The sequence below is a fragment of the Kitasatospora sp. GP30 genome (genome assembly GCF_029892145.1).
Taxonomy (GTDB): Bacteria; Actinomycetota; Actinomycetes; order Streptomycetales; family Streptomycetaceae; genus Kitasatospora; species Kitasatospora acidiphila.
Genome location: NZ_JARZAH010000047.1, coordinates 1 through 23,929, shown reverse-complemented (window position 1 = coordinate 23,929; position 23,929 = coordinate 1). Strand labels below are relative to the sequence as shown.

Genomic DNA, 23,929 nt, shown 5'->3' with positions numbered 1-23,929 from the left:
GAAGTCATGGTGTGATCCACCCAGTCCTAGGACGCGCAACGTTCCTCCTGATCGTGTTCGTCGGGCATGGGTCACTTGCCGGCCAGTCGCGCGACCACCGGTGCGAACGCGTCCGCCTGGGCGGCGGGCAGCACCCAGTAGGAGATCCCGTACCGCTTCCGCCGCTCCTCGAGCCGCTCGCAGACCTCGTCGACGCTGCCCGCCAGTGCCAGCGGGGAGTCCAGTGCCTCCGTGGGCGGGAGGCCGAACATGTGGGTGAGGACCCGCTCGGCGTAGCGCGTGCTGGAGGCGCAGATGGCGGCGGCGAAGAGCAGGCACTGGAACTCCGGCGGGTCCCCGACCGGCCCGGCCTCCAGCACCCAGCGCACCCGCCGGTCGAACTCGGCTGCCCGCGCGGAGGGACCGAAGCTGCTGTCCTTGCTGCCGGAGGAGAGCCGGGCGGAGAAGGAGACGATGTCGGCCAGTTCGGCGGCCGCACGCAGCATCCCGGGTCCGCCTCCGCCCATCGTCCAGCGGGCCGGGCTCGGCCGGGGCTCGCCGACCGCGTCGAGGACCTGGTGGGAGCTCCCCAGGAAGGTGGCGCTCCCCTCGTCCCAGAGCCGACGCAGGACCGTCACCGCCTCCACCGTCTGGCGGAGCCTGGCGGGACCGGGCTCCATGTCGACGCCAGCGCGGCTGAAGTCCGACGCCAGCCAGCCCGCGCCCACCCCGATCTCGAGGCGGCCGGGCGCGACGAGGTCGAGGGTGGCCAACTCCTTGTACACCACCGACGGCTGCCGCAGGGCGGCCCCGAGCATGAGCGGGCCCAGGGCGATCGACCGGGTCACCCGCGCCGCGAGGGCCAGGGCGACGAGCGGGCCCCACTCGCGGTTCAGGTGGTCGGGGACGAGGAACGAACCGTATCCGTACTCCTCGCACCGCCGGCAGAGCGCTTCCCACTGCGCGACGTCGGCGGCACGGCCGGCGAGCACGCCGAAGCGGAACGGCCGGATCGCGGGTGACTGGGTCATCGGGCCACTCCCTGGGTCAACGAGGCGTAGGCCGCCGGCCGCCGGTGCGCCGCGCCCCAGATCGAGCCGGCGCGGTACTCGCGCAGTGCCGCGAGGTCCAGATCCGCGAGGACCAGCTGACTGCGGCCGTCAGCGAGCGTGATCGTGTGGTCGCGCGGTCGGTTCCGCTGCACGGCCCGCCCGTCGAACAGGCAGGAGCGCCCGTTCATCCTCGGCAGCGGGTAGTTGGCGACCGCGACCGCCGCCGAGTTCTCGAACGCCCGGGCCCTGACCTGTCCGATCCGGTCGTCGCACAGCAGCGAGGCGTTCGGGCAGACGATGAGTTCCGCTCCGTCGAGCGCGAGCGCCCGGCAGGCCTCCGGCTGCTCGCGGTCGAAGCAGATGATGACACCGATCCTGACGGGACCGGCAGCCGTCTCCACGGTGGTGGCGGCGAACCCGGGCCCGGGGGTGAAGACCCGCTCCCACAGGAAGTCGCAGACGTGGACCTTCCGGTAGACGTCCACGACCCGGCCGGCCACGTCGATGACGGCGGCGGCGTTGCTCAGGTCGGTGCCGTGCGCGTCCAGGTAGGTGGTGACGACGGCGAGGCCCAAGCGCCGGGCGGCCTCGCGGAAGGCGCCCAGCCAGGGGCCGTCGGCCGAGGTGGCCTGGTCGCGCCAGCGGTGCTCGCCCGCCGCGTCGGTCGGGCAGGGAGCGTACCCGGTCTGCCACAGCTCGGGGAAGACCACGAGGTCGGCGCCGCCGGCCCTGGCCTCCTCGCACAGTGCCAGACCGCGCCGCAGGTTCTCCCCCGGATCGCCGGGCGCGGCGGGGGCCTGAACCAGGGCCAGGCGCATCAGTCGCCCCATCCGTCAGACAGTCGCGCCAGGCCCGGCGCGACCGCGCCCGGCAGGCCGGATCGCGCGGACGCGATCGCCGCATCGAGCATCGCCATCGTCGCCAGGTTGTTCCGGGCGCTGCCCCAGCCCGGCGCTCCAGTGGCGAGGGCATCGAGGAACTCCTCGAGCGGCGCTGCCACCTGGCGCACCGGATCCAGGTCGAACCCCTGGTCGTCGACCCGGGCCACGATCGTTCCGGCCTCGTCCGGGGCGGGCCCGTGGTCCGCCCCCGTCTCCCCGGACGCCACCGCCGCACCGCCCGCGAGCGCCAGCCGGACCGTCCCCGTCCCCGTCCACGTCGCGGTGCCGTGCAGACCCGTCGCCCGCCAGCTGCCGCTCCACGCGGTGGGCATCGCCGGGGCGCACCAACTGCCCCGGTAGAGGAAGCGCGAGCCGTCGAGCATGGTGAACAGCGCGGTCGCTTCGGCCGGGCCGCGGTATCCCGTGTGGGGACGCGCGGGGGCGTCGCAGTAGACGGAGGCCGCGTCGCTCCCGGTCAGCTTCCGGGCCGTGTCGAAGGCGTGCACCGCCATGTCGCGCAGCAGCGGCTGGTCCAGCTCCGCGCGGAACCCCTCCGCGGGGTAGCCGCGGCTGAAGCGTGCCTCCAGTCTGTCCAGGCCGCCCAGCCTGTCGATGGCCGCTCGGAAGGCGTCCACCCCCGGCTGGAAGCTCCGCGACTGGCCGACCATCAGCAGCCGGCCGTGGCGGGCGGCCGTCCCGGTCAGCTCGACCGCCTGGTCGAGATCCATGGCGAAGGGCTTCTCGGTCAGTACCGACAGGCCGCTGGTGAGGGCCTGGGTGATCACCGACAGGTGGACCTGCGGAGGAGTGGCGTTGACGCAGGCGTCCGCCGCCGGTCCCGGCAGCGACTCCAGCGTCGCGCTGACGGGCAGCTCCGGAAGGCGCAGGCGCAGCGCCAGCCCCCGCGCCCTACGCAGGTCGCTGTCCACGATCGCCGCGAGCCGGCAGCGGGGGTGCCTGTGCAGCGCTCGGGCCCAGGCCTGCCCCATCGCGCCGGCACCCACCAGGACGATCCGTACCGGCCCTTCCGGTATCCGCGGTTCGCTGCTCATGCGGCGGTCGCCTCGACCCAGCGCGTGGCGAGCGACATCGGAGCACAGGCCCCGTGATGCGTCGTCAGCCAGACGTGGTGGTCGCTGACGCGCGCCATGCAGCTTCTGATGGACCGGTGGGGCGGCCACTCCTGCGGGTCGAGCAGCGACCAGTCGCCGAGGAGGTTGAGCAGGTGCGGGTCGAACGCGTGCCATTCCCCACCGTCGAGCACCTCCGTCCACGCGTGGACGATGGAGTAGGGCGCGGCAAGGAAGAACCCGTAGCTGTAGCGGGCGGCAAGGCCGAGCCGACCGGCCTCGCGCGCCAGGTACAGGGCGGCGAGGTCGCAGTCGGCGAGATTGGTCTCGGCCAGGAATCCGAGATCGGCGCGCAACGGCTCCGGGAGCAGGTGGAAGGACAGCGGCCGCACCAGGCCCGCCAGCGCCTCCGGCAGCCGCCCGTCGGTGCTGGGCCGCGCGACCCGGTGGTGCAGCCGCCCGGTGGTGGCGGTGGCTCCCGGCGTGTAGCCGGCGAGCGAGCGCAGGGCCTCGCTGCGCACGTACGCGCACTCACCGGGGTGCCCCGGTTCCGGGCAGTGCGCCCGAACCTCGACCTCGAACGAGCCGGCGGACGCGGTGGACGCGGCGCGCAGCGAGTTCGCCCAGCCGCGCATCGCCAGGGTGCGCGCGTTGGGCAGGCGCAACGCCAGGGAGACGTTGGCCAGATCGATCTTGTCGTAGTACCTGACGCCGTCACGGGACGAGGACGGCAGCCCAACGTCGCCGAGCTCCCCGAGCAGCGCCGGGCTGATGCCGTGTTCACCGGCTGCCCGGTGCCCGTCCTGACGGAACTCGCGGTAGCGGTCCGGTACTTGGCGGACGCGGCCGACGACCTCGGCGAGCGGGTCGGCGGGGAGCAGCCGTGCAGCCCGAGTCGGGTGAGGCGGTGTCATGACTCCCTCGATTCTCGTGACGTGATCTCGGAACGCGACCGGTGTCCCCGGCGAGGAAAGGTGGTGAGCGGGTCCGCCGCGCGGCGCCCTGCGGCGCGGGCCGGGCGGAGCGGCTACTGGAGCGAGCGCATGATCCACGTGATCGGTCACGTGATCGTTCACGGCACTATGACCCAGGCGAGCCGCACTGTCAATGAGTCCGGATCTCGACGGCAGCACCGGCCAACGCGTGCTCCGTATGCGGCTGTTGACAGCGGTGGACGGCCTGGATCATAGTTTCCGTGAAGGTTCACGTGACCGCTCACATGGCGAGACGAACAGTCATGTAGCCCAGATGGACCCGTAGTTGAGGCAGCAGCCGCGCGACGGGAGCCGGTGGGGCGAGACCCGACCACGGCCGTCGCGGACCCATCCTTTGCAGTGAATCCGGGGGAGAGCGCCTGTGCCCAAGCCGATGCCTTCGAACGATGGCGGACCGACTCGAGTGGTCTTCGCCATCGACGAGTCCTACAGCCTTCCGTTGACCGTGGCATGGCACTCGCTCCGTGCGTCGAACGCCGAGCTGACCGACCGTCTGCAGATCGACCTGCTCTACGAGGAGCTCTCACCGCCGACGATCGAGCGCCTGCGGCGGCACGCGGAACTCCTCGGCCTGCGGGTGCGGCTGCGCCCCGTGCACCTGGAGCCGATCCGCTATCCGACCGCGTTCGGCGGGGCCCAGGCCAACTACCTGCGGCTGGTCATACCCGAGATGTACCCCGACTGCGAGCGGGTCCTCTACCTCGACGCGGACCTCGTCATCCGCGGGGACCTCGGCGCGCTGCTCGGCACCGAGCTCGACGGCCGGCCGCTAGGAGCCGTACGGGATCCGCTCAACCCGGTCGTCGGACGGGGGCGAGCCCTGCCCGGCTGGTCCAAGCTCGGGATTCCTCCCGAGCAGGAGTACTTCAATTCCGGCGTGCTGCTGATCGACCCGGCCGCCTGCCGCGAGGAGCAGCTCTTCGCCCGGGCGATCGAGTTCATCGCGGCCCATCCCGAGCACATCCGGCTCTGGGACCAGGACGCACTCAACTGGGCCGCCCGAGACCGGTGGCAGCGGTTGGAGCCGCATTGGAACGCCTTTCCGCTGTCGGCACTGGTCCGGACGCCCTGGGTCCGCTACACCACGGAGGACCTGATGCCCTTCCAGGACCTCGTCCGGTTTGAGGAGACGGCCGCGGTGCTGCACTTCGCGAGCCCGGCGAAGCCCTGGAAGGACCTGCTGCCGGAAGGGCCCGCCGCCGCCTCGTACCGCGCGCTGCTGTCAGCCGTGCGCAGCGCCGACCGGTCGTTCACCCCGGCGCCATGAACGAACCCCGTCCACAGCCGATTCCCACCCGTTCCCCAACGAGACAGGTAGTCAAAGAGAATGGCAGAACGTCAGGAAGTTCTCACCGCGATCTCGGTGCGTCTCCAGGAGGTGATTCCCGCGCTGCGCGGCAACTCCCCGGACGCCGAGACGGACCTGCGCGAGTACGCCGAGTTCGACTCGCTCGGTGTCCTGGAACTCCTGGTCTGGATCGAGGGGGAGTTCTCCCTCACCATTCCGGACGAGGAGCTCACGGTGGAGAGGTTCAGCACGCCCGCGAAGATTGCCGACTACATCGTTGCACGCGGCTGACCGGCCCGGTCCGTCGCCCAGCCGAGCAGCGCACTCCAGGAGCCGTCATGAACTCGCCGGGAATCTTCGCCGCGGTCGCCGCAGCCGCCGGCAGCTCCACCGATCCCGCGCTGATCACCGGCGACCGTTCGTGGAGCCGTGACGAGCTGCTGCTCACGGCGGCGGAGCTGTCCGAGGGGCTGGCACGGCGCTACTCGGGCGGCGCCGTCGTCGTGGAGACCGACGATCCGGTGTCCACGGCTCTGCTCACCCTCGCCGCGGACCGGGCCGGGATCCCGGTGCTGCACCGGGACCCGTCGGCCGCGGCGGGTCCGTCCGGGCCGGCCGTTCACGACGAAACCGGCACAGCCGGACGACCGGCGCCGACCGGTGGTCAGGAGTCACCGTTCCTCGGCCTCGTCCGCGCCGCCGCCGACGGCCCGGAGTGGGCGGGTGAACTACCGCCCGACGCGCAGGTCTTCTTCACCTCCGGTTCGACCGGAACGCCGATGGGGGTCGTCCGGCCCGCCGCCGCTGTGCTCGCGGACGCCCGGCGGGTCGCGGACTTCCTCGGCTACGAGCCCGGGGCACCGGTGGTCTGCGCCGCGCCGGCGTTCCACGCCTACGGCTTCAATTACGGCCTCATCGCACCACTCGTGGCGGGGGCCGCCGTACGATTGCTGCCGAGCAGGTGCCTGCCCTCGACGTGCGCCGCGGCGGTTCGAGCGCTCGGCGCCCGGACCCTGATCGCGCTACCGGCCCACTACGGCTTGCTGGCGCAGGGGGCCGGGTGGCAAGGGTGGACCGTCCAGCACCTGGCCCGGTTGCGCGCCGCGGTCTCGGCCGGGGCGGCACTGCCACCGGCCGTCCGGCAACACCCCGGCAACACCCTGGAGTTGCCGCTCTTCAACTGCTACGGCTCCTCCGAAGCAGGGGCGATCACCCTCTCCCGCGTCGACCGCGAACAGGAACCCGGTGACATCGGGGAACCGCTGCCGGGCGTGCGGGTGCGTCTCGACGGCGGGGAGCTCCAGGTGCAGACCTCCTCACTCGCCCTGGGGCAGTTCGGGTCCCGGACGGGCAACCGGCTGCTGCCCGTCTCCGAGCCCGACGGCTGGTACCGCACGGGCGACCTGGCCCGGTGGTCGGGCGTCACACCGGGTCGGCTGACACTGCTCGGGCGGTCGGCCACCATCATCAACGTGGCCGGTGAGAAGGTCTCTCCGGGCGAGGTGGAGCGGGTGATCTCCCAGCACCCGAGCGTCCTCGACGTGTCCGTCTCCGCCGTGGCCGACGAAGTGCGCGGCGAAGTGCCGGCCGCCCGGGTCGTGCTGCGACCCGGTGCCGTGGAGAGTGAACTCGTCGAGTGGTGCCGCACCGAGCTGGCTCCCCATCAGATGCCGCGCACCTTCGAACGCGTTGACCGCATCCCGCGGTCGGCCACCGGAAAGGCGCTGGGAGCACGGCCGGCACGGGACTCCGGATGAGAGCCGCGGGGACGCCCCGGGCGGCGCAGCCGCCCCCTGGCCGGCTGGGCCCGTTCGCCCGGATGCTCGTGACCAGCGACGGAACCGTCACCACCCTGCTGGAGGAACTGGCCGGCGAAACGATCCGACTCGCGGACCTGCAGCACGGCGGTCCCGCGCCCGCCGGGGCCCTGGCCGCCCTGACGGACGGCATCGGCTGCGGCCCCGTCCTGAACCGGTGCACGCTGCTGGTCGGCGCCGTCTCCGGCACGACCCTGGTGCGCGCACGGTCCGTACTCGCGGCCGAGGCGCTGCCCTGGCCGGTCCACCAGGACCTCACCACGACCGCCGAGCCGATCGGCCGGGTCCTGCGACGGCGGCGGGTCGAGACCTTCCGCGAACTCCTCTTCAGCCGCGCGCTGTTCGCCGGCGAGGAGCCCGACCCGCTGGACGGCGCGGCGGACGCGGCGCCGCCCCGCGGACCGGACCAGGCGGTGACCGGCGCCCTGCGCATCTACCGGGTGTTCATCGGCGGCCGCCCCGCGATGGTCGTGGGCGAGGTCTTCACCACCGCCTGCCTGCGACTGGGCGACGCTCCGGGCCCGGACGAGCCCCGGTCCATGACCATCACGTGAAGCGCCGCACCCGCCCGGGCGGCCCCCGCGCTGCCCGGCACCCGTCCCGGCCGTCTCCTCCCCAGACAGGAACCGACGAACCGCATGTGCACCCCATTCACCGCGAGGCAGCGGTGATCGCCGCGATCCGACGCCGGCAGGAGCTCGTCCTCTTCGCCTTCCTCACCCGGACCGACCTCCGCCTGGGCATCGCCTGGTGGTGCCTGATCGCCGGTCGCGGCGCGCTGCCGGCGGTCCTCACGGTCCTGACCGGCGGGCTGGTCGGGGCACTCGACGCCGACCGGTCGTACGTGGGCCCGCTGGTGGCGGTCGGCGTCGCGTTCGTGCTCATCCAGTTGCTCGCTCCGGTGCACGCCCAGGTGAGCAGCAGCCTCGGCGAACGACTCTCCGATCGCTTGCAGGACGTCTTGGCACGCGCCTCGACCGAGCCACCCGCCCTCGCCCACCTGGAGTCCCGGGAGCTCGCCGAACGCCTCGCGCTCGCCAAGGACTTCGACCAAGGGATGTCCGGCCCTCCGATGACCATCGCGATCGGGTTGATCTCCGGCGGCCTGGTCGAGGCGGCCGCCGGGCTGGCGCAGGCGGTGGTCCTGCTCGACTACAGCTGGTGGGCCGCCCTGCTGCTGACCGGCGCCTGGCTGTCGACGCACTGGTTGCTGCGGGAGAGCGGTTCCTGGGACCGGACCGAGGCCGAGGTGCTCGCGGCGCAACGCGACGCGGACTACTCCTACCGCCTCGCGGTGGCCGCGCCGGCCGCCAAGGAACTGCGGATCTTCGGCCTGAGCGAGTGGACCGTGGCCCGGTTCACCGCGGAGCGCCGCAAGCTCGGCGAGCTGCGGTGGCAGGCGACCCGGCTGCGGCGCAGGCCGCTGCGCTGGGCGGTGCTCGTCCTCTTGGCTGCCAATGGGCTGATGTTCTGGTCACTGGCCCAGCAGGCGGCCGCCGGCGGGTTGTCCGTCGGCCGGGCTGCGATGTTCGCCCAGGCCGCCCTCGGGGTCTCCGCCGTGGCCTTCGGCGGCATCAACTGGGCCCTGCCGCCCACCGCCGAGTCGGTCGCCACCGCCCTGGCCCTGCGGGATTCCATGGGAGACGCCGGCCGACTGCCGTCGGGCACGCGCCCGGCGGACGGCCTGCCCGCCTCCCGGATCCGGCTGCGCGGGGTCAAGTTCCGCTACCCCGGCAGCGCGGGCCCGGTCCTCGACGGGGTCGACCTGACCATCGAAGCGGGGACCTCACTCGCCGTGGTCGGCGTCAACGGGGCGGGCAAGACCACGCTGGCGAAGCTGCTCTGCCGGCTCCACGACCCCACGGACGGCGCCATCGAGGTGGACGGCACCGATCTGCGTGAGTTCGACCTGGAGGCCTGGCGCGGGCAAGTCGCGGCGGTGTTCCAGGACTTCCTCCGCTACCACCTGCCACTGCGGGACAACGTCGCTCCGAACGGAGCGAGTGACGAGGTCATCGAGGCCGCCCTGCGGGAGGCCGGCGGGGTCGGGCTCGCGCCGCTCGACACCGTCCTCGCCCGCGAGTACGAGGGGGGCACCGACTTGTCGGGCGGCCAGTGGCAGCGCGTGGCCATCGCCCGGGCGCTGGCCGCGGTGCGGTCCGGGGCCGGTCTGGTGATCCTGGACGAGCCCACCGCGCAACTCGACGTGCGCGCCGAGGCCGAGATCTTCGGGCGCCTCCTGCGTGCCACCCGCGGTGTGACGACCCTGCTGATCTCGCACAGGTTCTCCACCGTGCGCCAGGCCGACCGGATCTGCGTGCTCGAGCAGGGCCGGATCGTCGAACTCGGCACCCACGCCGAACTGATGGCCGCGCGCGGCCGCTATCACGACCTCTACACCCTCCAGGCCTCCCGGTTCGACGAGTCGACGGCGACCGGTGCCGAGCCGGAGGACGACTTGGCGCTGGCGGCACGGTCGGCCGGGTCCGCTCAGGACGACCGCGCAGAGGAGGGCCGGCCGTGACCACCGACGAACTCGATCCGCTCCCCGGAGCATGGCGATCCCTGGGACGCTCCCTGCGCATGGGCTGGCGCTCCAGTCCGGCGATGATCGCCGCGGCCTTCTGCGCCGAGGTGCTCAGCGCCGTGCCGGACGCGATGTTCGCCTGGGGGCTCACCGCATTCGCCACTGCGGTGATCGCCGAAAATGATACCGGGATCGCTGCCAGTTCGGGGATCCTCGCGGCGATGGCGGCGGGGAACTGGCTGCTGCAGACGGTGAGCGCCCGGGTGAACCAGCGCTTCGCGGACCGGGCCGCCGTGGTCGTCGAGTCGCACATCGCCGGGTTGCAGGCGGGCGTGGCCACCATCGAGCACCACGAACGGCCCGCCCAGCTCGACCGCATGTCCGTGCTGCGCGACCACGCCTCGGCGCTGAGCGACCTGTACCGGCACCTGTTCACCCTCATCGGTGTCCTCCTCAGGGCGGCAATCACCCTCGGCCTGCTGGCCTCGGTGAACCCCCTCCTGGTACTGCTCGGGCTCTTCCCGCTGCCGACGGTCCTCGTCTCGGGCCGCCGCGCCGCGGTGGAGAAGCGGGTGGAGGAGGCCGGCGCACGGCACGACCGGCTCGCCCGCCACCTGTTCCTGCTGGCCACCTCCGCGGCGGCGGGGAAGGAACTGCGGGTCGCCCGCACCGGTCCGCTCGTCCGGCGCCTGCGGCACCGGGCGTGGGAGCAGCGCCACCGGCCGCTCGCCCGGGCCCGCTGGATCAGCACGGCGTGGCAGACCGGCGCGCAGGCCCTGTTCGGGGCGGCGTTCATCGCAGCCGTGGCCTACACCACGGCGCACTCCGCGAACCGCACGGGTGCCGTGCTGCTCGTCCTCGCCGCGGGCAGCCGGCTCTCCGGCTACATCGGCCAGACGATCACTCAGATCCACTTCTTCCAGACCATCTGGCTGGACTGCTCGCGCAAGCTGGCCTGGCTGGAGGACTACGCCGCGAAGCGCCTGGTGGCAGCCGACCGGTCCGCGCCGGAGCGCCTCTCCGAGGGCATCCGGCTCGACGCGGTCAGTTTCGCCTACCCGGGGACGGACCGCCTGATCCTCGACGAGGTCAGTCTCCTGCTCCCGGCCGGAGCAGTGGTCGCCGTCGTGGGTGAGAACGGCGCGGGCAAGTCGAGCCTGGTGAAACTGCTGTGCGGCCTGTACACACCCACCTCCGGGCGCGTCACACTGGACGGTCAGGACCTCGCGCGCACCGACCCGGTGTCATGGCGCCGCCGGGTGACCGGGACCTTCCAGGACTTCTTCGTGTTCGAGTTCCGACTGCGGCTCTCGGTCGGGATAGGCGACCTGCCGCGTGCGGACGATCCGGACGCCATCGGCACGGCGCTGGAGAAGGCCGGGGCGAGCGACATCGTGCGGGCGCTGCCCGAAGGAGTGCACACCCAGCTGGGCGCCGGCTGGCCGCAGGGAGTGGACCTCTCGCACGGCCAGTGGCAGCGCGTCGCCCTCGCCCGGGGGTTCATGCGCGATCAGCCGCTCCTCACCGTCCTGGACGAACCGACGTCCGCGGTCGACGCCGAGACCGAGCACGCGCTCTTCGACCGCTACACCATGCACGCTCGCGCCGGAACCCGCTCCGGTACGGGCGGAGTGACCCTGCTGGTGTCGCACCGCTTCTCCACGGTCCGGGCAGCCGACCTCATCCTGGTGCTGAACGGCGCCCGCGCCACGGAGTTCGGCACGCACGACGAACTGATCGCGCTGGGTGGGCACTACGCACAGCTGTACGGGATCCAGGCGGAGGCCTACCGCACCGGCCTGCGATAGGCGGGACCGGCACCAACGAGAACGGGAAGATCTCATGACGGCCATACTGGGGCCCGCGACGAGGACGAGCGACCGCCCACCGGTCCTGCTGTTGTGCGGAGGCCTCGGCCTGCGCCAGCGCACCCACGACGACCACACCCCGAAACCGCTGCGCCCCTTGCCGGACGGACGCACCCTCCTGCTCCACGTCATCGACTACTACCGGGCCTTCGGCCTGAGCGAGTTCGTGCTCTGCGTGGGGTACGGCTCGGACGCGGTCTGCCGCGCCCTCCTCACCGAGTTCGGTGTCCCCGCGCAGGCGGTGGAGTCGGGGCCGGGCTGGACGCGGTTCAGCAGCACCGTCCAGGTGACGCTGGTCGACAGCGGCCCGCTGGCGGAGAAGTCCCGGCGCCTGCGGGACGCGCGATCCCACATCGGTGAGCGCTCCTTCTTCCTGGGGTACGCCGACGTCCTCTCCGACTTCGACTTGGGCACGCTGCTCACCGTGCAGCGAAGCACCCGTGCCATGGTCGTGATGGCCGCGACCCGGGTCAGGGCACGCTACGGCGAGCTGACCGTCGGACCGGACTCGATGGTCACCTCCTTCGAGGAGAAGCCCCTGCGCCCCGAACTGATCTCCGCCGGCTACTTCCTGTGCACCCCGGCCGTCTTCGAGGAGCTGGCCGAACCGTGCGGGGAGCTCGAGGACGCCGTCCTGCCCCGGTTGGCCGCCAACGGCCAGGTCCGGGCGGTCATCCACGAGGGCCGTTGGCACCCCCTCGACACCTACAAGGACTTCACCGAGGTCGAGGACCTCATCGTGCGAGAGGACTTCCCGTGGCCGACTCCCAACTGAACGGATCCTGGCGCGACCGCCGGATCCTGATCACGGGTCACAGCGGATTCGTCGGCTCCTGGCTTGCCCTGACGCTGCGTCGACTCGGGGCCGAGGTCGAGGGGATCGCCCTCAGCGCCGACTCGGCGACCCGCGCGCGCGACGGCTGGCTGGCACGTCACGGCGTCACGAGCCACGTCGCGGACATCCGGGACTACGACGCCGTGCACCGGGTGATGAGCGGCGCCCCCTACGACTGCGTCTTCCACCTGGCGGCCCAACCCCTGGTCCGGGCCGGGTTGGAGGATCCGCGGACCACGCTGAGCACCAACATCGGCGGATCCGTCAACGTACTGGAAGCCGCCCGCCACGCCCGGCCCGGCGTGCTCGTCCACGTGACCTCGGACAAGTGCTACCGCAACTTCGGATGGCCCTGGCCCTACCGGGAGACCGACGAGATCGGCGGAGGCTGTCCCTACAGCGTCTCCAAGGCGGCGGCGGAGATCGTCTTCGAGGGGTACACGGCGCTCTTCGACCGCCAGGGGCCCCGTGCCGCCTCCGTGCGGTTCGGCAACGTGATCGGCGGTGGCGACCACGCCGCGCACCGGCTGGTGCCCGACACGATCGCGGCCCTGGCCGCCGAGGCGCCGATCGAGCTGCGCAACGCGTCCGGCGTGCGGCCCTGGCAGCACGTCCTCGACGTCACAGCTGGTCTGCTGCGCCTCGCCGACGCGCTCGCCGCCGACCGGGTGCCCGCCGGCCGCGTGTTCAACTTCGCCCCTCCCGGCGATGGTGCCACCGTCCGGGAACTCGTCGCCGCGCTCGCCGCCCACTGGGCGCGCACCGGGCAGCGGGCCACCGAGCCGCCCGGCCCCGCCTTCCTGACCCGACCCGATCCCGGGTTCACCGAGGAAACGGTGCTCCGCCTGGACGGTCGCCGAGCCGCGGCCGAACTCGGGTGGGAGCACCGCCTCGGTCTGGACGAGGCCGCGGCAGCGATCGTCGAATGGCACCGCATGGTCGAACGCGGCGCGGGCCCCGACCTGGCCACTCTCGCCCAGATCGACCGGTACCTCGCACACGCCCAAGACCTGGCCGACCCCGCCGGAGGCAACCAGCCATGAGTCCCGCACGCCGCGTCTTCGTCTTCTCCCGCGAGTACCCACCGCTCACCGTCGGCGGGACCAGTACGGTGGCCAGGAGCCTGGCGAAGGGCCTGGCCGCCGAGGGGTGGCAGGTCCACGTCGTCACGTGCCACACCGGAACCGGCGACATCCACGAACGCGTGGACGGCGTGCGGGTACTGCGGACCGGCACCGGGGTCCTCTACAACAGCGAGACGGGTCTGCGGGACCAGAGTCTGCGGACCCACCACCGCATCCTCGCGGCCGCCAAGGGGCTCGTCAGCGAGGTTGGCCCGCCGGACCTGGTCGCCCTGCCCGACCTGTTCTGCTATCCGGAGGCCGGACTCCTGGCCCGCGAGCACTCCGTACCGTTGGTCAACGTCCTGCTCCAGGACTTCGAGGCGATCACGCCCTATGACCGTGACGGCCACCGGGTGACGAACGGAACAACCGCCGATCGCGCAGACCTGCTCGCGATCGAGGCGAAGGCCCTGCGCAACAGCGACCACACGGTCTTCATCAGCCACGCCCTGCGCGATGCCATCACCACCCGCTACGGGGCGGACAGCGCCACCCAGTCGGTGGTCCACCTCGGAGTCGACCCGGCCGAGATCACCGCCGTCGAGGCCGACCCGGGCCGGTTCGAGCGGCGTGCCGCCCTCCGGAGCACTGTCACTCCCGCCGCGCCGCTCCTGGTGGCCTGCGGCCGGCTGGTTCCCGTGAAGGGCTTCGATGTGCTGCTGACAGCACTGGCCCGCCTGGGGCCCGTTCACCGGCCGGGCTCGGATCCCGCCCTCGTGCAGCTCGCAGTGGTCGGCGTCGGTCCTGAAGAGGAGCATCTGCGGCAACGGGCCGCGGAGCTCGGCCTGACCGAGCAGGTCGCCTTCCTCGGCGACATCAGGCGTGAGGAGGCCCTCGGCTGGATGTCGGTGGCCGACGTCGCGGTCGTTCCCAGCCTCTGGGAGTCGTTCTGCTACGTGTGCGCCGAGATGATGGCCTTCGGCCGGCCGGTGGTGGCCAGCAGCGTGGACTCCCTCCGCGAACTGATGCCGGACGACTCGGTTGGTTACCCCGTGTCGGTCGAAGGTCCGTCAGGAAACAGGCGACTCAACCCGGACAAACTTGCGGGCAGGCTCCGTCTCGCCTTGGAGGACCCGGTGGGAGCCGCGGCGCGCGGCGCTCTGGCCCGCGAGCGGATGATGGAGCACTTCACCAACGACCGCTTCGGCCGGGAGATGTCATCACTGGGGCTGCGGCTCATCACAGAAGGCAACTCCTGAGCAGAAGAGCGGTCCGTACCCAACCTTGCTCCAGTCCCCGGCTGACGGCGCGCCCGTGTGCGCAGCCGTCAGACCGGGCCCGGCTCCGGCTGCGCCGATGCCCTTCCGACCCCCGTGCCCGACCCGCTCGACCGGATGCCCACGGTGCACGCTGAGGTACTGGTGCCTCGACCCGCCGTACCGACTGTCGGCCGGCGCCACGACGGTACAGCGGTCCGCCCGCCACGCCTGCGCCCGCCCGCAACCAGCTCAGGAAAGCACGAAAGGCCTCCTCGCGCACGGGAGTTCGAGGGCCACTTCCCGATGACCGGGCCGACCAGAGCACGGCCGCCTGCGAGGTTCGGGGGCGACTCCCCTGGCACCCGACGCTCGCGCTCGGTCTGCGCTACGCCGCAGGCTGGCGGATCGACTATCTGATGGCAAGTCAGAATCTCGCCTGCACCTGCACCCGCGCCTACGTCGAACGCCCCGCCTCCCGCGCCGAACGCTGGTCGGACCACGCACCGGTCACGGCGCACTTCGACCACGAGGCCTGAGCCGGCGTAGTCGGCCCGGGCACCGGAGCGCCCGGGCCTGGATCCCTGGTGGAGCACGCGGGCCTCAGAGCCCCGAATCACGGCAGCCGCTGACACGCTGCCATTAGCCGAGGCACTCCGGAGGCCCAGGGTGCCTCGGCATTGCTACCCATATGGAGCGCCGGCTGGTTGTTATGGCCTCATCACCAGCCGGCTCGTTGCGTTGGAGAAGGCTGACTGCACGAAGGTATTCCAGGAGAAGATCTCCACCCGCGTTCACCGGCGCTCCGAGATGGACGCCGCGCTCGCGCCGGCCAACGCCATCAAGGAGACCGCCTTCGACCAGGTCGGTCGTCCTCGCCGTGCACGAGATGAAGCGGCTGGCGCGCAACGCGGCCGAGCTGATGCAGTCGTCGTCGGTCTGGCTGCTGACCGACCCGCTGCCGGCCGTGATCTGCTGCTCGTCCTCGCCCTGGATTGACTCGGTTTCAGGATTCGGAAGGTCGGACGACGACGACCGGACAGTGGGCGTGCTGGACGCAGTTGTGGCTGGTGGAGCCGAGCCGGGTGTCGGGAAGGCCGCCATGACCGTGGCTTCCGACAACGAGCAGGTCCGCGCTGCGGGACCGTTCCACCAGCACCTCGGCGGCCTTGCCGGGCAGGGCGCTCTGACGCACCTGCACCGGGGGTGCGTCCTGGAGAGCGTCGGCCACGGTCGCGGCGAGCGTCTTCCTGGCGGTCGCGTCCTGGTGGGGGTCCTTCGCGTGCAGCATCCAGTCGTACACGGTCGTGGGGTGCCAGCAGGCTATGGCGTCCACGGCGGCGCCGGTAAGGTCCGCCTGGCGGATCGCCCATCGCAGGGCCTGGTTCGATGAGGGGGAACCGTCGACGCCGACGACGATCCGGCGTTCTGGACCAGTGCGCTCGTTCATTTTGTCCCACCAGCCTTCAGCGCTCAAGGCTCCCCCTGCCAGCCGCCAACCGGCTGGCACGGACCGAACCTGGCCGTCTACCCGTTGCTTCCAGTATCCGGCGGCCGTGCAGCAGTCCCCAGTCGATCCTGCGGCCCGCCGTGACGGCGGCCGCCACCACCGGGAAGCCCCAGGTGCCCCACCCAGCCCGACCACCAGAGCCCGGCCCCGGCCAGGCCGGCCACCCTGCACGAACTGCGCACCGCGCTCCCCCGGTACGGCCTGCCCGGCGACTGCGAGTAGTTCGAGCAGGCCCTGGGCGCCGCCCTGGGCGCCTCCCCGATTGGCGACCTCGCCGCCGTCTCCGAGGTGATCGCCACCTACCACCACCGCCTGCCCCGGCGGCCACCGCGCGTGAGCAACCGGGGGCCCACGGCGAGCGCCGGACTCTATTGGTCCCGCACCTTCCGCGCCCCTTTTGCTTACATACCCTGCGGACAAGTCGTCCGCCGCGGCGCACAGCTGGGTGTGAAAGTTCTCCAGCTCCTGCTGGGTGCTCTTCAGCTGCTGCTCCCAGGTCGCGATGTTGGCCTTCGCCGCGCCCGCCGCATCCCGCGTCCAACCGGAGCCGTTGACATGCGCCTGGACGTCGGCCACCCAGTCGTTGGCATGCTGCGCGAAGTTCTCCGCGATCGTCTTCCAGGTCCCGGCGAGCGCGTACAGCCCGGTACAAACCCTTGATGGTGTCATTGTCTACGCTGTCCTGCCCCGGCGCCGCGTCCGGGCGCCGGAGCCGACGGCGCCGGCTGACGGATGCTGGCGTTCATGGATGACGAGGCGCTGCTGCGGGGCCGGGTGTACGGAGCCGACCACGACGATCCCGGTCCGGGGCCGCAGCCCGGCCACGACTACCGGGAGCTGTGCGGAGGCCCGCTCGACGGCCTTCTCCTGGAGGGCACCGGCTGGAGCGAGAAGGAACTGGCCGGCGGGGCGGCGCTGCTGACGGAGATCGGCCGGTACGGCCCGGGCGGGCGCGCCCGCTACAAGCCACGCCAGGGGGATCCGCGCCGGTTCGACTGGGCCGGCGACACCCCGTGACGAGGCGCCCATGACCATACCCGGGCGGGGCCGGCGGCCGTCCTGTCGACCGGTTGAGGGGAGGCCCTGCGGTCGGCCAAGGCGGCGTAGAGGGTCTTGCAAGGCCATGGCTTGGTGCCGGTGTTCTCGACAGGTTGAAGTTGAACGAATGCCACCTCGGCAATGCGACTGCCACTTGTGAACTCGTGAAAGGCCAGCGTTGGCGTGCCTGGCAAGCTGCCGTACCCCGGCGACTACCTCGTTCGGGTGGCAGCGCGTCAGGCCGACTTGCACCAGGGGCCGCCGCGGGCCGGGCGTGCGACGGTGGGGGCGTGGAATGCGAGGACTGGGTGTGGACATGAACGAACCGGCTATCGACTACTGGGCGGTGTTCCAGGCGCTGCCGGGAATGGTGGCGCTGCTGACGCCGGAGCTGGTGTACGTGAATGCCAACGCGGACTACTTGCGCAACTCCGGCCGCACCCGCGAGGACCTGGTCGGCCGCTATCTCTTCGACGTGTTCCCGAACAATCCGAATGATCCCGCCGCCACGGGAGCCCGCAATCTCGAAGCGTCCCTGCGCCGGGTCATCGCCACTGGGGAGCGCGACACGATGGCATTGCAGCGCTACGACGTGGAGTCGCTGCAACGCCCGGGCGAGTGGGAGCAGCGGTACTGGAGTCCGATCAATGCCCCGGTGCTGGACGCCGAGGGCCGGGTCGTGCTGCTGGTGCACCGGGTGGAGGAGGTCACCGAGCTGCTCCGCGCCCGCGGCCGGGCGGCGGGGGATCGTGCCTGGGTGCTGGAGGCGGAGCTGTACACCCGCTCCCGGGAACTGCAGGAGGTGAATGAGCGGCTACGGCAGGCCCACGCCCGCGAACGGGAGGTCGCACTCGCACTCCAGGACGCGATGCTGCCCGTCCCCCGCCTGGCCGATCACCACCGGACCGCGGTGCGCTACCAGCCGGCCGTCGGCGCGCTGAACGTGTGCGGGGACTGGTATGACCTCGTCGAGCTCCCCGGCGAGCGATTGGCGGTGGCCGTGGGCGATGTCGTGGGCCACGGTCTGGCCGCTGCCGGCGTCATGGGCCAGCTGCGCAGCGCGCTCAGCGCCGCCTCCCGTGTTTCGGCCGGACCTGCCCAGGCTCTGGAGGCGCTGGGCCTGTACGCCCGATCGGTCAACGGCGCCGAGTCGACCACCGCGGTGTCCGTGCACATCGACTGGTCCGCCCTTTCCCTCACTTACAGCAGCGCCGGCCATCCCCCGCCGGCCTTGCTGCGCGAGGGTGGCGCGGTGGCGTTTCTGGACCAGGCCACCGACCCACCTCTGGGCGCCCGGCCCGAGCACGCGTCGCGGCCCCAGGCACGGCAGGAATTCGCCAGCGGGGACACCCTCGTTCTCTACACCGACGGTCTGATCGAACGCCGTCGTGAAGACATCGATGTCGGCCTGGCCCGCCTCGCCCACTCCCTGGCCGCCCACCGCGCGCTAGCACCCGAGCAGCTGGCCGACGCGCTCCTGCACGACCTGCTCCCCGTCGCCGGCGCCACGGACGACACCGCCTTGGTCGTCATTCGCCTATAGCCGCTCCTGAGCGGCCGGTGACCGCCACAGCGGCACGTGTGACGTGTTGACGTGTGACGTGCGCTGCCTGACAGGGGACTTGAGACCCCGCCGGCAATATCGGCTACGCCGTGTATCGCCCGGGTCTGTGAGGGCCGTGACACGGGCCCGGAGGGCCTGCGGGCTCGGCGATTGTCGAGGCCGGCGTCCAGATCAAGAACGCGCAGACCCCGACCGTGCAGCAACCTCCCCGCAGCCCGTGCCAAGCCGTACGGGTCCAGGCGACCGCGGACGGCCAGGGCAACGAGGAGTCCGACCTGCGGGACGGCTCAGCCCAGGAACCGGACCAGGTCGATCAGCCCGTCCCGCACCCGGTACCCGACCAACACCCGGATCGGCTGCTCAGCCACCCCGTGGGCGATCTCGTGGTCAACGACCCAGTCGCCCTCGGCCAGCCGTCCGACGATCTCGGCCCGGCACCGCCCGGCCGCGAACATCCCCGCGTAGCTCTCACGCAGCGCCTCGCGGCCGCTCATCGACGAACCGTCACGGCGCTCGATCGTCACCTCGGGTGCGTACGTGGCCAGGAAGGCCGTCAGGTCGTGCGCGTTGTAAGCGGACAGCTGGCGGTCCACCACCGCGGTCTTCTCGTTCATGCCGGGCTCGCCGCGCGTTGCGCTTCGACGGGCAGCAGCCCGCGCTCGCCGAAGACCTTCTTCGCCACGAACGTCGCGTTCAGGGCCTTGGGGAAGCCGCAGTACACCGCCGAGTGCAGCAGGGCCTCGACGATCTCCGTCGGCTTCAGCCCCACGTTGAGCGCCGCGTTGACGTGCACCTCCAGCTGGGGCTCGCACCCGCCGAGCGCCGTCAGCATGCCCAGTGTGACCAACTGGCGGTCCCGCGGCGCCAGGCCCGGTCGGCTGTAGATCTCCCCGAAGCCCCACGCCACCACCTGGTGGCCCAGCTCCGGCGAGATGTCCGCGAGCGAGCCGATGACCTTCTCAGCGGCCTCGCCGTCCACCGCACCGAGCACTCTCGAACCCCGCTCGAAGCGGTCCTGGCGAGTCTCCGCTCCCATGTCCCCGACGGTCATTCCGTACTCCGTTCCACCTGCTCGATCGAGACGTGCTCCGACGCCCCGTCAGATCCCCGACACATCCGCCGCCGACCAGGCAACTCCTGCCCGGTGCAAGATCACCATAGGAGTTGGAGCGCACTCTAAGGCAAGCCGCCGCGATGACGGCCGACCTGGCAGCTCGGTGACCTCTTGGTCCGGCAGACGCGGAGTCGCCTGGAATGCTGCCAGGCGAACGCCCCCTCGACCGCCGCGCGTCCGGCCCGGTCCGAGGCCGTGGGCGACGCCGCATCAGGCCCGATGGCGGGAACTCAACTCGGTTGGTCTGGCCGCTCGATGACGCGGGTCATCGTGAAGACAACCCGGGTTGAGCCGCGACCGTGCGGGACCGGTGCAAGTACGGTGGCCGCATGACGCTACTCGCCGCCGGTAGGCACTGCCACAACGTCCTCAACCCGCTGCACTCGATGATCTACTTCGCACCGGAGGCCGAGGCGGAGTTCACCGCGCTGGGCCTCGCCCCGGGCACGATGAGCTATTTCGCCGGACGGGCGGCCGCGATGGGCCGGGTCGGGCCCGGAGTGGTCGCGGGCACCTTCTACAACTACAACAAGGCGCTGATCTCCCGTCACGTCCCCGCGCTCTGGGAGATCGCCGCTCCCGAAGCCGTGCTGGCGGCCAGGCTGCGCGCCGTGGCGGCAGCCCAACAGCGAACCCTGGGCGCGGAGTTGCTGGCGTCGGCGGAGCTGGCCGAGGCAGCCGAGCTGGCGCTGCGGGCTGCCGAGGGGTGCACCGCTCCGGGGCGGCCGCTGTACGCGGCGCACGCGGACCAGCCGGTCCCCGATGAGCCTGCCCCGGCGCTGTGGCACGCGGCCACCCTGCTGCGCGAGCACCGGGGCGACGGGCACCTGGCCGCGCTGCTGGACGCCGAGCTGGACGGGCTGGAGGCGTTGATCAGCCACACTGCCACCGGGAAGGGATTCCTGCCCGAGGCGGCGCGGGCCACCCGCGGCTGGAGCGAGGACGAGTGGGCCGGCGGCGAAGAGCGGCTGCGCTCCCGGGGACTGCTGGACGGCGCGGGCCGGCTGACCGAGGCCGGCGAGCAGCTGCGCCAGCAGATCGAGGATCGCACCGACCGCCTGGCCGCGTCCCCTTACCGCGCCCTCGGCGAGGACGGCGTGGCCCGGCTTACCGAGCTCGCGGGCAAGCTGACGGCGGTGAGCCTGGCCAACGGGGCCTTCCCCGCGGGCGTCTTCGCCGCCGGCGCCGGGCGCGCACCGGCACCGGCAACGGAGTGACTGTGCACGGAGCCTGACGAGTCACGCCATCCCCTGGCCGACGGTGGTGTGTCGAGCAGCTCAAGAAGCATGCCCTCCTGGAGACCGTCTACCGCCCCACCCAGGTCGTACCCCGGTCCGAGCTGATCCCAGCACTGGCCGAACTCACCTGTCAGCACAACGAATCCCCCTTTGGCACATGGGACGGCCGGGCGGGACGGCTGAAGCCGACCGACCGGTCGGACGTACCATTGCACATGTCATGCCCCTGGCGCGAGATCATGGTCATGGCGAATCCTCGCCGCCGTGATCCTGCGCGACCCTGGCGCCATGTCACACCTGCCCCGAGGGCGGTGCACTGGCGAGCGAAACGCGGCCGCCAGAGCACCCCCATGGCATTCATGCTCGATGCGCGCGCTTGCGGGCGGCAGCGTCCAGCCGCTGAGCAAGCGAGCCGACTTGGCGTCATCACGTGGTTGTGGCCTGGCTGATCGAAGACTGATGACCTGTCACCCGGGGCGGAATTCGTGATTCCAGGGGCTTGACCAAGTGGCTTGACGTGTCACTAACATGATCCGCATCAGCACGCCGAAGGCTCTCGACCCAGTGCCCTTCGGTCTGCACATCAGGGCTGCAGGCGGGCAGCCAACCCATCACAGGTGCCGAGCCGGTGCCATTTGCCATGCATCCCGGGGGAATGGTCATGAAGAAGTCGTACACAGACTGATTTCGTAGCCTCGTCTGTCCACCACGGGGTGTCTCCGCAGAAGTGACGCAACCGTGCCGCGCCGGCGGCACAGCTGTCTGCCGACTCATGTCCTCCAGCGTTGGTTCCGCATGAGTCCCCGGCTGCACGGTGCCCGGCTGCTGCCGTACCGGCTCGTTCCACCTGTCCGTTCGAGAAGGAAGTGCTGCATGCACGGTTCTCCTCCCTCCCGTCGTCGGCGGAGGGTGACTATCGCGGTGGCCACGGGGCTGATGACCGTGGCGGGATGGCTCGGGGCGGCTGCTCCGGCCTTCGCCGACTCCACCGGCACGGTGACAGGCGGTCAGGAAAACTACTCGTACATCAACGAACGCGCCGCTCCACACCTGTCCGCGTCCCTCGTGGGGCAGGCGTCCCCCGGCAGCACGGTGAACATGAAGTGCCAGACCCAGGGCGACACCGTCGACAACGACTCCCGCTGGATCTGGTCGGGCTCCTTCTTCATCGCCGACGCCTTCATCTCGGAGAACACCGACTCCCTGCCCACCTGCGGCCAGTCCTCCCTGCCGATCACCATGCAGAAGCAGGTCCAGGACGAATGGTGCTGGGATGCCTCCGGCCTGACCATCGCCAACTACTGGAGCTACAACCAGTACAACCAGTACGACTTCTGCAATCTCGCCAACCAGTACAGCGGCATCAGCTGCAACGACCAACCCGCCACGCTCGACGACATGGCAGGCGCGCTGTGGGAGATGGGCTTCGCCAGCACCGGCAGGGACCTCAACCGCAGCGCCACCTTCGCGGAGACCGCCGACGAGATAGCCAACAGCCGCCCGTTCGCGGTTCGGATCGGCTGGACCTCGGGAGGCGGGCACATGAACGTCGTCTACGGGTACGACCCGTCCTCGAACATGATCGCCGTCGGCGACCCGTGGCCGTCCACCCAGACCTACACCTGGTGGGACTACAGCAGCTACGTCAGCAACAACTCGTTCACCTGGACCCACTCCCGGATCGGGATCCACAACTGAGGAAGGCCGCAGCCGCAATGCGAAACAACATCCGTACCGCTCGGCGAGCGGCCCGGCTGGCCGCGCTGGCCCTCGGCGCGGCAGCGCTCGTGGCCGTCGTGTCCCCGGCGGCCCAGGCCGACCAGGGGCAGGACGTCCCCGACCTGGCGGGGGCCCAGCAGGTACTGGCCTCCGACCACGTCCACAGCACCGTCTCCCAGTTCCTCGGCGCGATGGCCGCAGGCGGCGCCGGCGGTGCGCCCGCAGTACCCAGGGCGGCCGCATCCCCGGTCGCCGGGCAGTCGTTCAGCATGGACACCCCCGTCCCGCTCTACGAGCTCTCGCCCGACTTCGTCCGGGGAACGTCGTCGGCGACGCCGGGCAACACCGTGCACCTGGCGTTCCTGGCCAGCCCGGTGACCAGCAAGGACGGCCACCACGCCGATGTCCTGCTCAGCCACCGGACCGGCTCGTGGGCGCTGGCCGGAGTGCGCTCCCAGAGCGAGGACACCGGCTACGCCAAGCGGGCCACGCCGGGGACCACGGTCTTCACGGAGCCGCAGATCCACGCCTGGTACGTGCTCGCGGACGGCAAGGTCGAGCCGCTGAACCACGAGGCGCAGGACGGGCTCGCCGGCCGCCCGAGCATGCCGCTGGCCGAGTACCAGAAGCTGGTGCACCAGCGCTACGCCGACAAGCTGCCGGGCTCGGCCTATGACCAGAAGGGCCTGGCCGGCGGATACGGCCTCGCCTCCGCCCGGAAGGCTCAGCAGTCGGGGCCGTCCACGGCTGAGCTCGGCGCCTCCGGTGCCGCGGCGCTGGCGCTGGCCGGCGGCACCTTGACCCTGCGTCGGCGCCGCGCCCGGACGCAGGGGTAGATTCCGCGCGCGGACGCGGAGTCGGGATCCGTATGCGCCTGCGGCAGGGCACGTGGGGTTGCCCTGCCGCAGGTTGCTGCCCAGGCGCGCCCGACGCTGGGCGCGCGGCCAGTCGGCGAGGATCGCCAGAAGGGCGAACTCCTCGCTGCGGAGCATCAGTTCCGGACGGCCGTGGGGGGGGGGGGGGGGGGGGGGCCCCCCCCCCCCCGGGGGGGGGGGGGGGGGGGGGCCCCCGCGGGCGCGAAACAGGGGGGTGGTGTGTGTGGGTGTTTGTTGTT

22 protein-coding genes and 1 pseudogene are annotated in these 23,929 nt (G+C 71.7%); 16 read left to right on the top strand and 7 right to left on the bottom strand.

What is annotated here, in order from left to right; genetic code table 11:
• Positions 1-71: 71 nt before the first annotated feature.
• The 4 genes from P3T35_RS35800 to P3T35_RS35785 are packed head-to-tail and all read right to left on the bottom strand — an operon-like array spanning position 72 to position 3,896.
• Positions 72-1,010 (bottom strand): TIGR03621 family F420-dependent LLM class oxidoreductase, encoded by a 939-nt coding sequence (locus P3T35_RS35800; RefSeq protein WP_101384338.1) that lies wholly within the window; start codon positions 1,008-1,010, stop codon positions 72-74.
• On the bottom strand, positions 1,007-1,861 hold the full coding sequence (locus tag P3T35_RS35795; RefSeq protein ID WP_101384337.1) for a carbon-nitrogen hydrolase family protein: 855 nt from the start codon (positions 1,859-1,861) through the stop codon (positions 1,007-1,009). The genes P3T35_RS35800 and P3T35_RS35795 overlap by 4 nt, the downstream gene beginning before the upstream one ends.
• Positions 1,849-2,964 (bottom strand): Gfo/Idh/MocA family oxidoreductase, encoded by a 1,116-nt coding sequence (locus P3T35_RS35790; protein WP_180356808.1) that lies wholly within the window; start codon positions 2,962-2,964, stop codon positions 1,849-1,851. The genes P3T35_RS35795 and P3T35_RS35790 overlap by 13 nt, the downstream gene beginning before the upstream one ends.
• Positions 2,961-3,896, bottom strand: coding sequence for a transglutaminase domain-containing protein (locus P3T35_RS35785; RefSeq protein WP_180356807.1), 936 nt, complete (start codon positions 3,894-3,896; stop codon positions 2,961-2,963). The genes P3T35_RS35790 and P3T35_RS35785 overlap by 4 nt, the downstream gene beginning before the upstream one ends.
• 454 nt (positions 3,897-4,350) lie before the next feature.
• Between P3T35_RS35785 and P3T35_RS35780 the strand changes: the two genes are divergently transcribed.
• The 11 genes and pseudogenes from P3T35_RS35780 (at position 4,351) to P3T35_RS35730 (ending at position 15,631) form a co-directional block, all read left to right on the top strand.
• Positions 4,351-5,244, top strand: coding sequence for a glycosyltransferase family 8 protein (locus tag P3T35_RS35780; protein ID WP_143677028.1), 894 nt, complete (start codon positions 4,351-4,353; stop codon positions 5,242-5,244).
• A gap of 60 nt (positions 5,245-5,304) precedes the next feature.
• Positions 5,305-5,556 carry an acyl carrier protein gene (locus P3T35_RS35775; RefSeq protein WP_101384334.1) on the top strand — a complete coding sequence of 84 codons (252 nt, stop codon included), beginning with the start codon at positions 5,305-5,307 and terminating at the stop codon, positions 5,554-5,556.
• Positions 5,557-5,603: 47 nt separating this feature from the next.
• Positions 5,604-7,022, top strand: coding sequence for a fatty acid--CoA ligase family protein (locus P3T35_RS35770; protein WP_101384333.1), 1,419 nt, complete (start codon positions 5,604-5,606; stop codon positions 7,020-7,022).
• Positions 7,019-7,636: a chorismate pyruvate-lyase family protein gene (locus P3T35_RS35765; protein WP_101384332.1), complete on the top strand. Its 618-nt coding sequence runs from the start codon at positions 7,019-7,021 to the stop codon at positions 7,634-7,636. The genes P3T35_RS35770 and P3T35_RS35765 overlap by 4 nt, the downstream gene beginning before the upstream one ends.
• Before the next feature lie 86 nt (positions 7,637-7,722).
• Positions 7,723-9,606, top strand: a complete 1,884-nt coding sequence (locus P3T35_RS35760) for an ABC transporter ATP-binding protein (RefSeq protein WP_218976748.1) — start codon at positions 7,723-7,725, stop codon at positions 9,604-9,606.
• Positions 9,603-11,417: an ABC transporter ATP-binding protein gene (locus tag P3T35_RS35755; RefSeq protein WP_218976747.1), complete on the top strand. Its 1,815-nt coding sequence runs from the start codon at positions 9,603-9,605 to the stop codon at positions 11,415-11,417. The genes P3T35_RS35760 and P3T35_RS35755 overlap by 4 nt, the downstream gene beginning before the upstream one ends.
• A 34-nt stretch (positions 11,418-11,451) precedes the next feature.
• Positions 11,452-12,252 (top strand): sugar phosphate nucleotidyltransferase, encoded by an 801-nt coding sequence (locus P3T35_RS35750; RefSeq protein WP_107503380.1) that lies wholly within the window; start codon positions 11,452-11,454, stop codon positions 12,250-12,252.
• Positions 12,234-13,355: a CDP-glucose 4,6-dehydratase gene (rfbG, locus tag P3T35_RS35745; RefSeq protein ID WP_180356806.1), complete on the top strand. Its 1,122-nt coding sequence runs from the start codon at positions 12,234-12,236 to the stop codon at positions 13,353-13,355. The genes P3T35_RS35750 and rfbG overlap by 19 nt, the downstream gene beginning before the upstream one ends.
• Entirely contained in the window at positions 13,352-14,635 is a 1,284-nt protein-coding gene (locus P3T35_RS35740) for a glycosyltransferase family 4 protein (protein ID WP_180356805.1), read from the top strand. Before rfbG ends, P3T35_RS35740 begins: the two co-directional genes overlap by 4 nt.
• A gap of 392 nt (positions 14,636-15,027) precedes the next feature.
• Positions 15,028-15,171 (top strand): annotated as a pseudogene (locus tag P3T35_RS35735) (exodeoxyribonuclease III); the annotation flags it as partial.
• A gap of 202 nt (positions 15,172-15,373) precedes the next feature.
• Positions 15,374-15,631: a hypothetical protein gene (locus P3T35_RS35730; RefSeq protein ID WP_143677026.1), complete on the top strand. Its 258-nt coding sequence runs from the start codon at positions 15,374-15,376 to the stop codon at positions 15,629-15,631.
• A 7-nt stretch (positions 15,632-15,638) separates the two neighbouring features.
• Here the strand turns inward: P3T35_RS35730 and P3T35_RS35725 are convergent, their stop codons facing one another.
• Positions 15,639-16,082 (bottom strand): universal stress protein, encoded by a 444-nt coding sequence (locus tag P3T35_RS35725; protein ID WP_101384329.1) that lies wholly within the window; start codon positions 16,080-16,082, stop codon positions 15,639-15,641.
• Between the two features lie 804 nt (positions 16,083-16,886).
• On the opposite strand from P3T35_RS35725, the gene P3T35_RS35720 reads away from it, so the two are divergent.
• Positions 16,887-17,159, top strand: a complete 273-nt coding sequence (locus P3T35_RS35720; RefSeq protein ID WP_101385552.1) for a hypothetical protein — start codon at positions 16,887-16,889, stop codon at positions 17,157-17,159.
• 337 nt (positions 17,160-17,496) lie between these two features.
• Positions 17,497-18,723, top strand: a complete 1,227-nt coding sequence (locus P3T35_RS35715) for a SpoIIE family protein phosphatase (protein WP_101384328.1) — start codon at positions 17,497-17,499, stop codon at positions 18,721-18,723.
• Between the two features lie 308 nt (positions 18,724-19,031).
• On the opposite strand, the gene P3T35_RS35710 is transcribed toward P3T35_RS35715, so the two are convergent.
• Both P3T35_RS35710 and P3T35_RS35705 read right to left on the bottom strand, forming a co-directional pair.
• The gene (locus tag P3T35_RS35710; RefSeq protein ID WP_101384327.1) at positions 19,032-19,358 is read right to left on the bottom strand and encodes a nuclear transport factor 2 family protein; all 327 of its coding nucleotides are present in this window, start codon (positions 19,356-19,358) and stop codon (positions 19,032-19,034) included.
• Positions 19,355-19,780 carry a carboxymuconolactone decarboxylase family protein gene (locus P3T35_RS35705; RefSeq protein WP_101385551.1) on the bottom strand — a complete coding sequence of 142 codons (426 nt, stop codon included), beginning with the start codon at positions 19,778-19,780 and terminating at the stop codon, positions 19,355-19,357. The genes P3T35_RS35710 and P3T35_RS35705 overlap by 4 nt, the downstream gene beginning before the upstream one ends.
• A gap of 407 nt (positions 19,781-20,187) precedes the next feature.
• On the opposite strand from P3T35_RS35705, the gene P3T35_RS35700 reads away from it, so the two are divergent.
• The 3 genes from P3T35_RS35700 to P3T35_RS35690 all read left to right on the top strand — a co-directional run bounded on the left by P3T35_RS35700 (position 20,188) and on the right by P3T35_RS35690 (position 23,651).
• Positions 20,188-21,075 (top strand): hypothetical protein, encoded by an 888-nt coding sequence (locus P3T35_RS35700; protein ID WP_101385550.1) that lies wholly within the window; start codon positions 20,188-20,190, stop codon positions 21,073-21,075.
• A 942-nt stretch (positions 21,076-22,017) separates the two neighbouring features.
• A complete protein-coding gene (locus tag P3T35_RS35695) occupies positions 22,018-22,794 on the top strand; it encodes a papain-like cysteine protease family protein (protein ID WP_280709202.1) in 777 nt (258 codons plus the stop codon).
• Positions 22,795-22,811: 17 nt separating this feature from the next.
• Complete coding sequence (locus P3T35_RS35690; RefSeq protein WP_101384326.1) at positions 22,812-23,651, top strand: hypothetical protein; 840 nt, start codon at positions 22,812-22,814, stop codon at positions 23,649-23,651.
• The last annotated feature ends 278 nt before the right edge of the window (positions 23,652-23,929 follow it).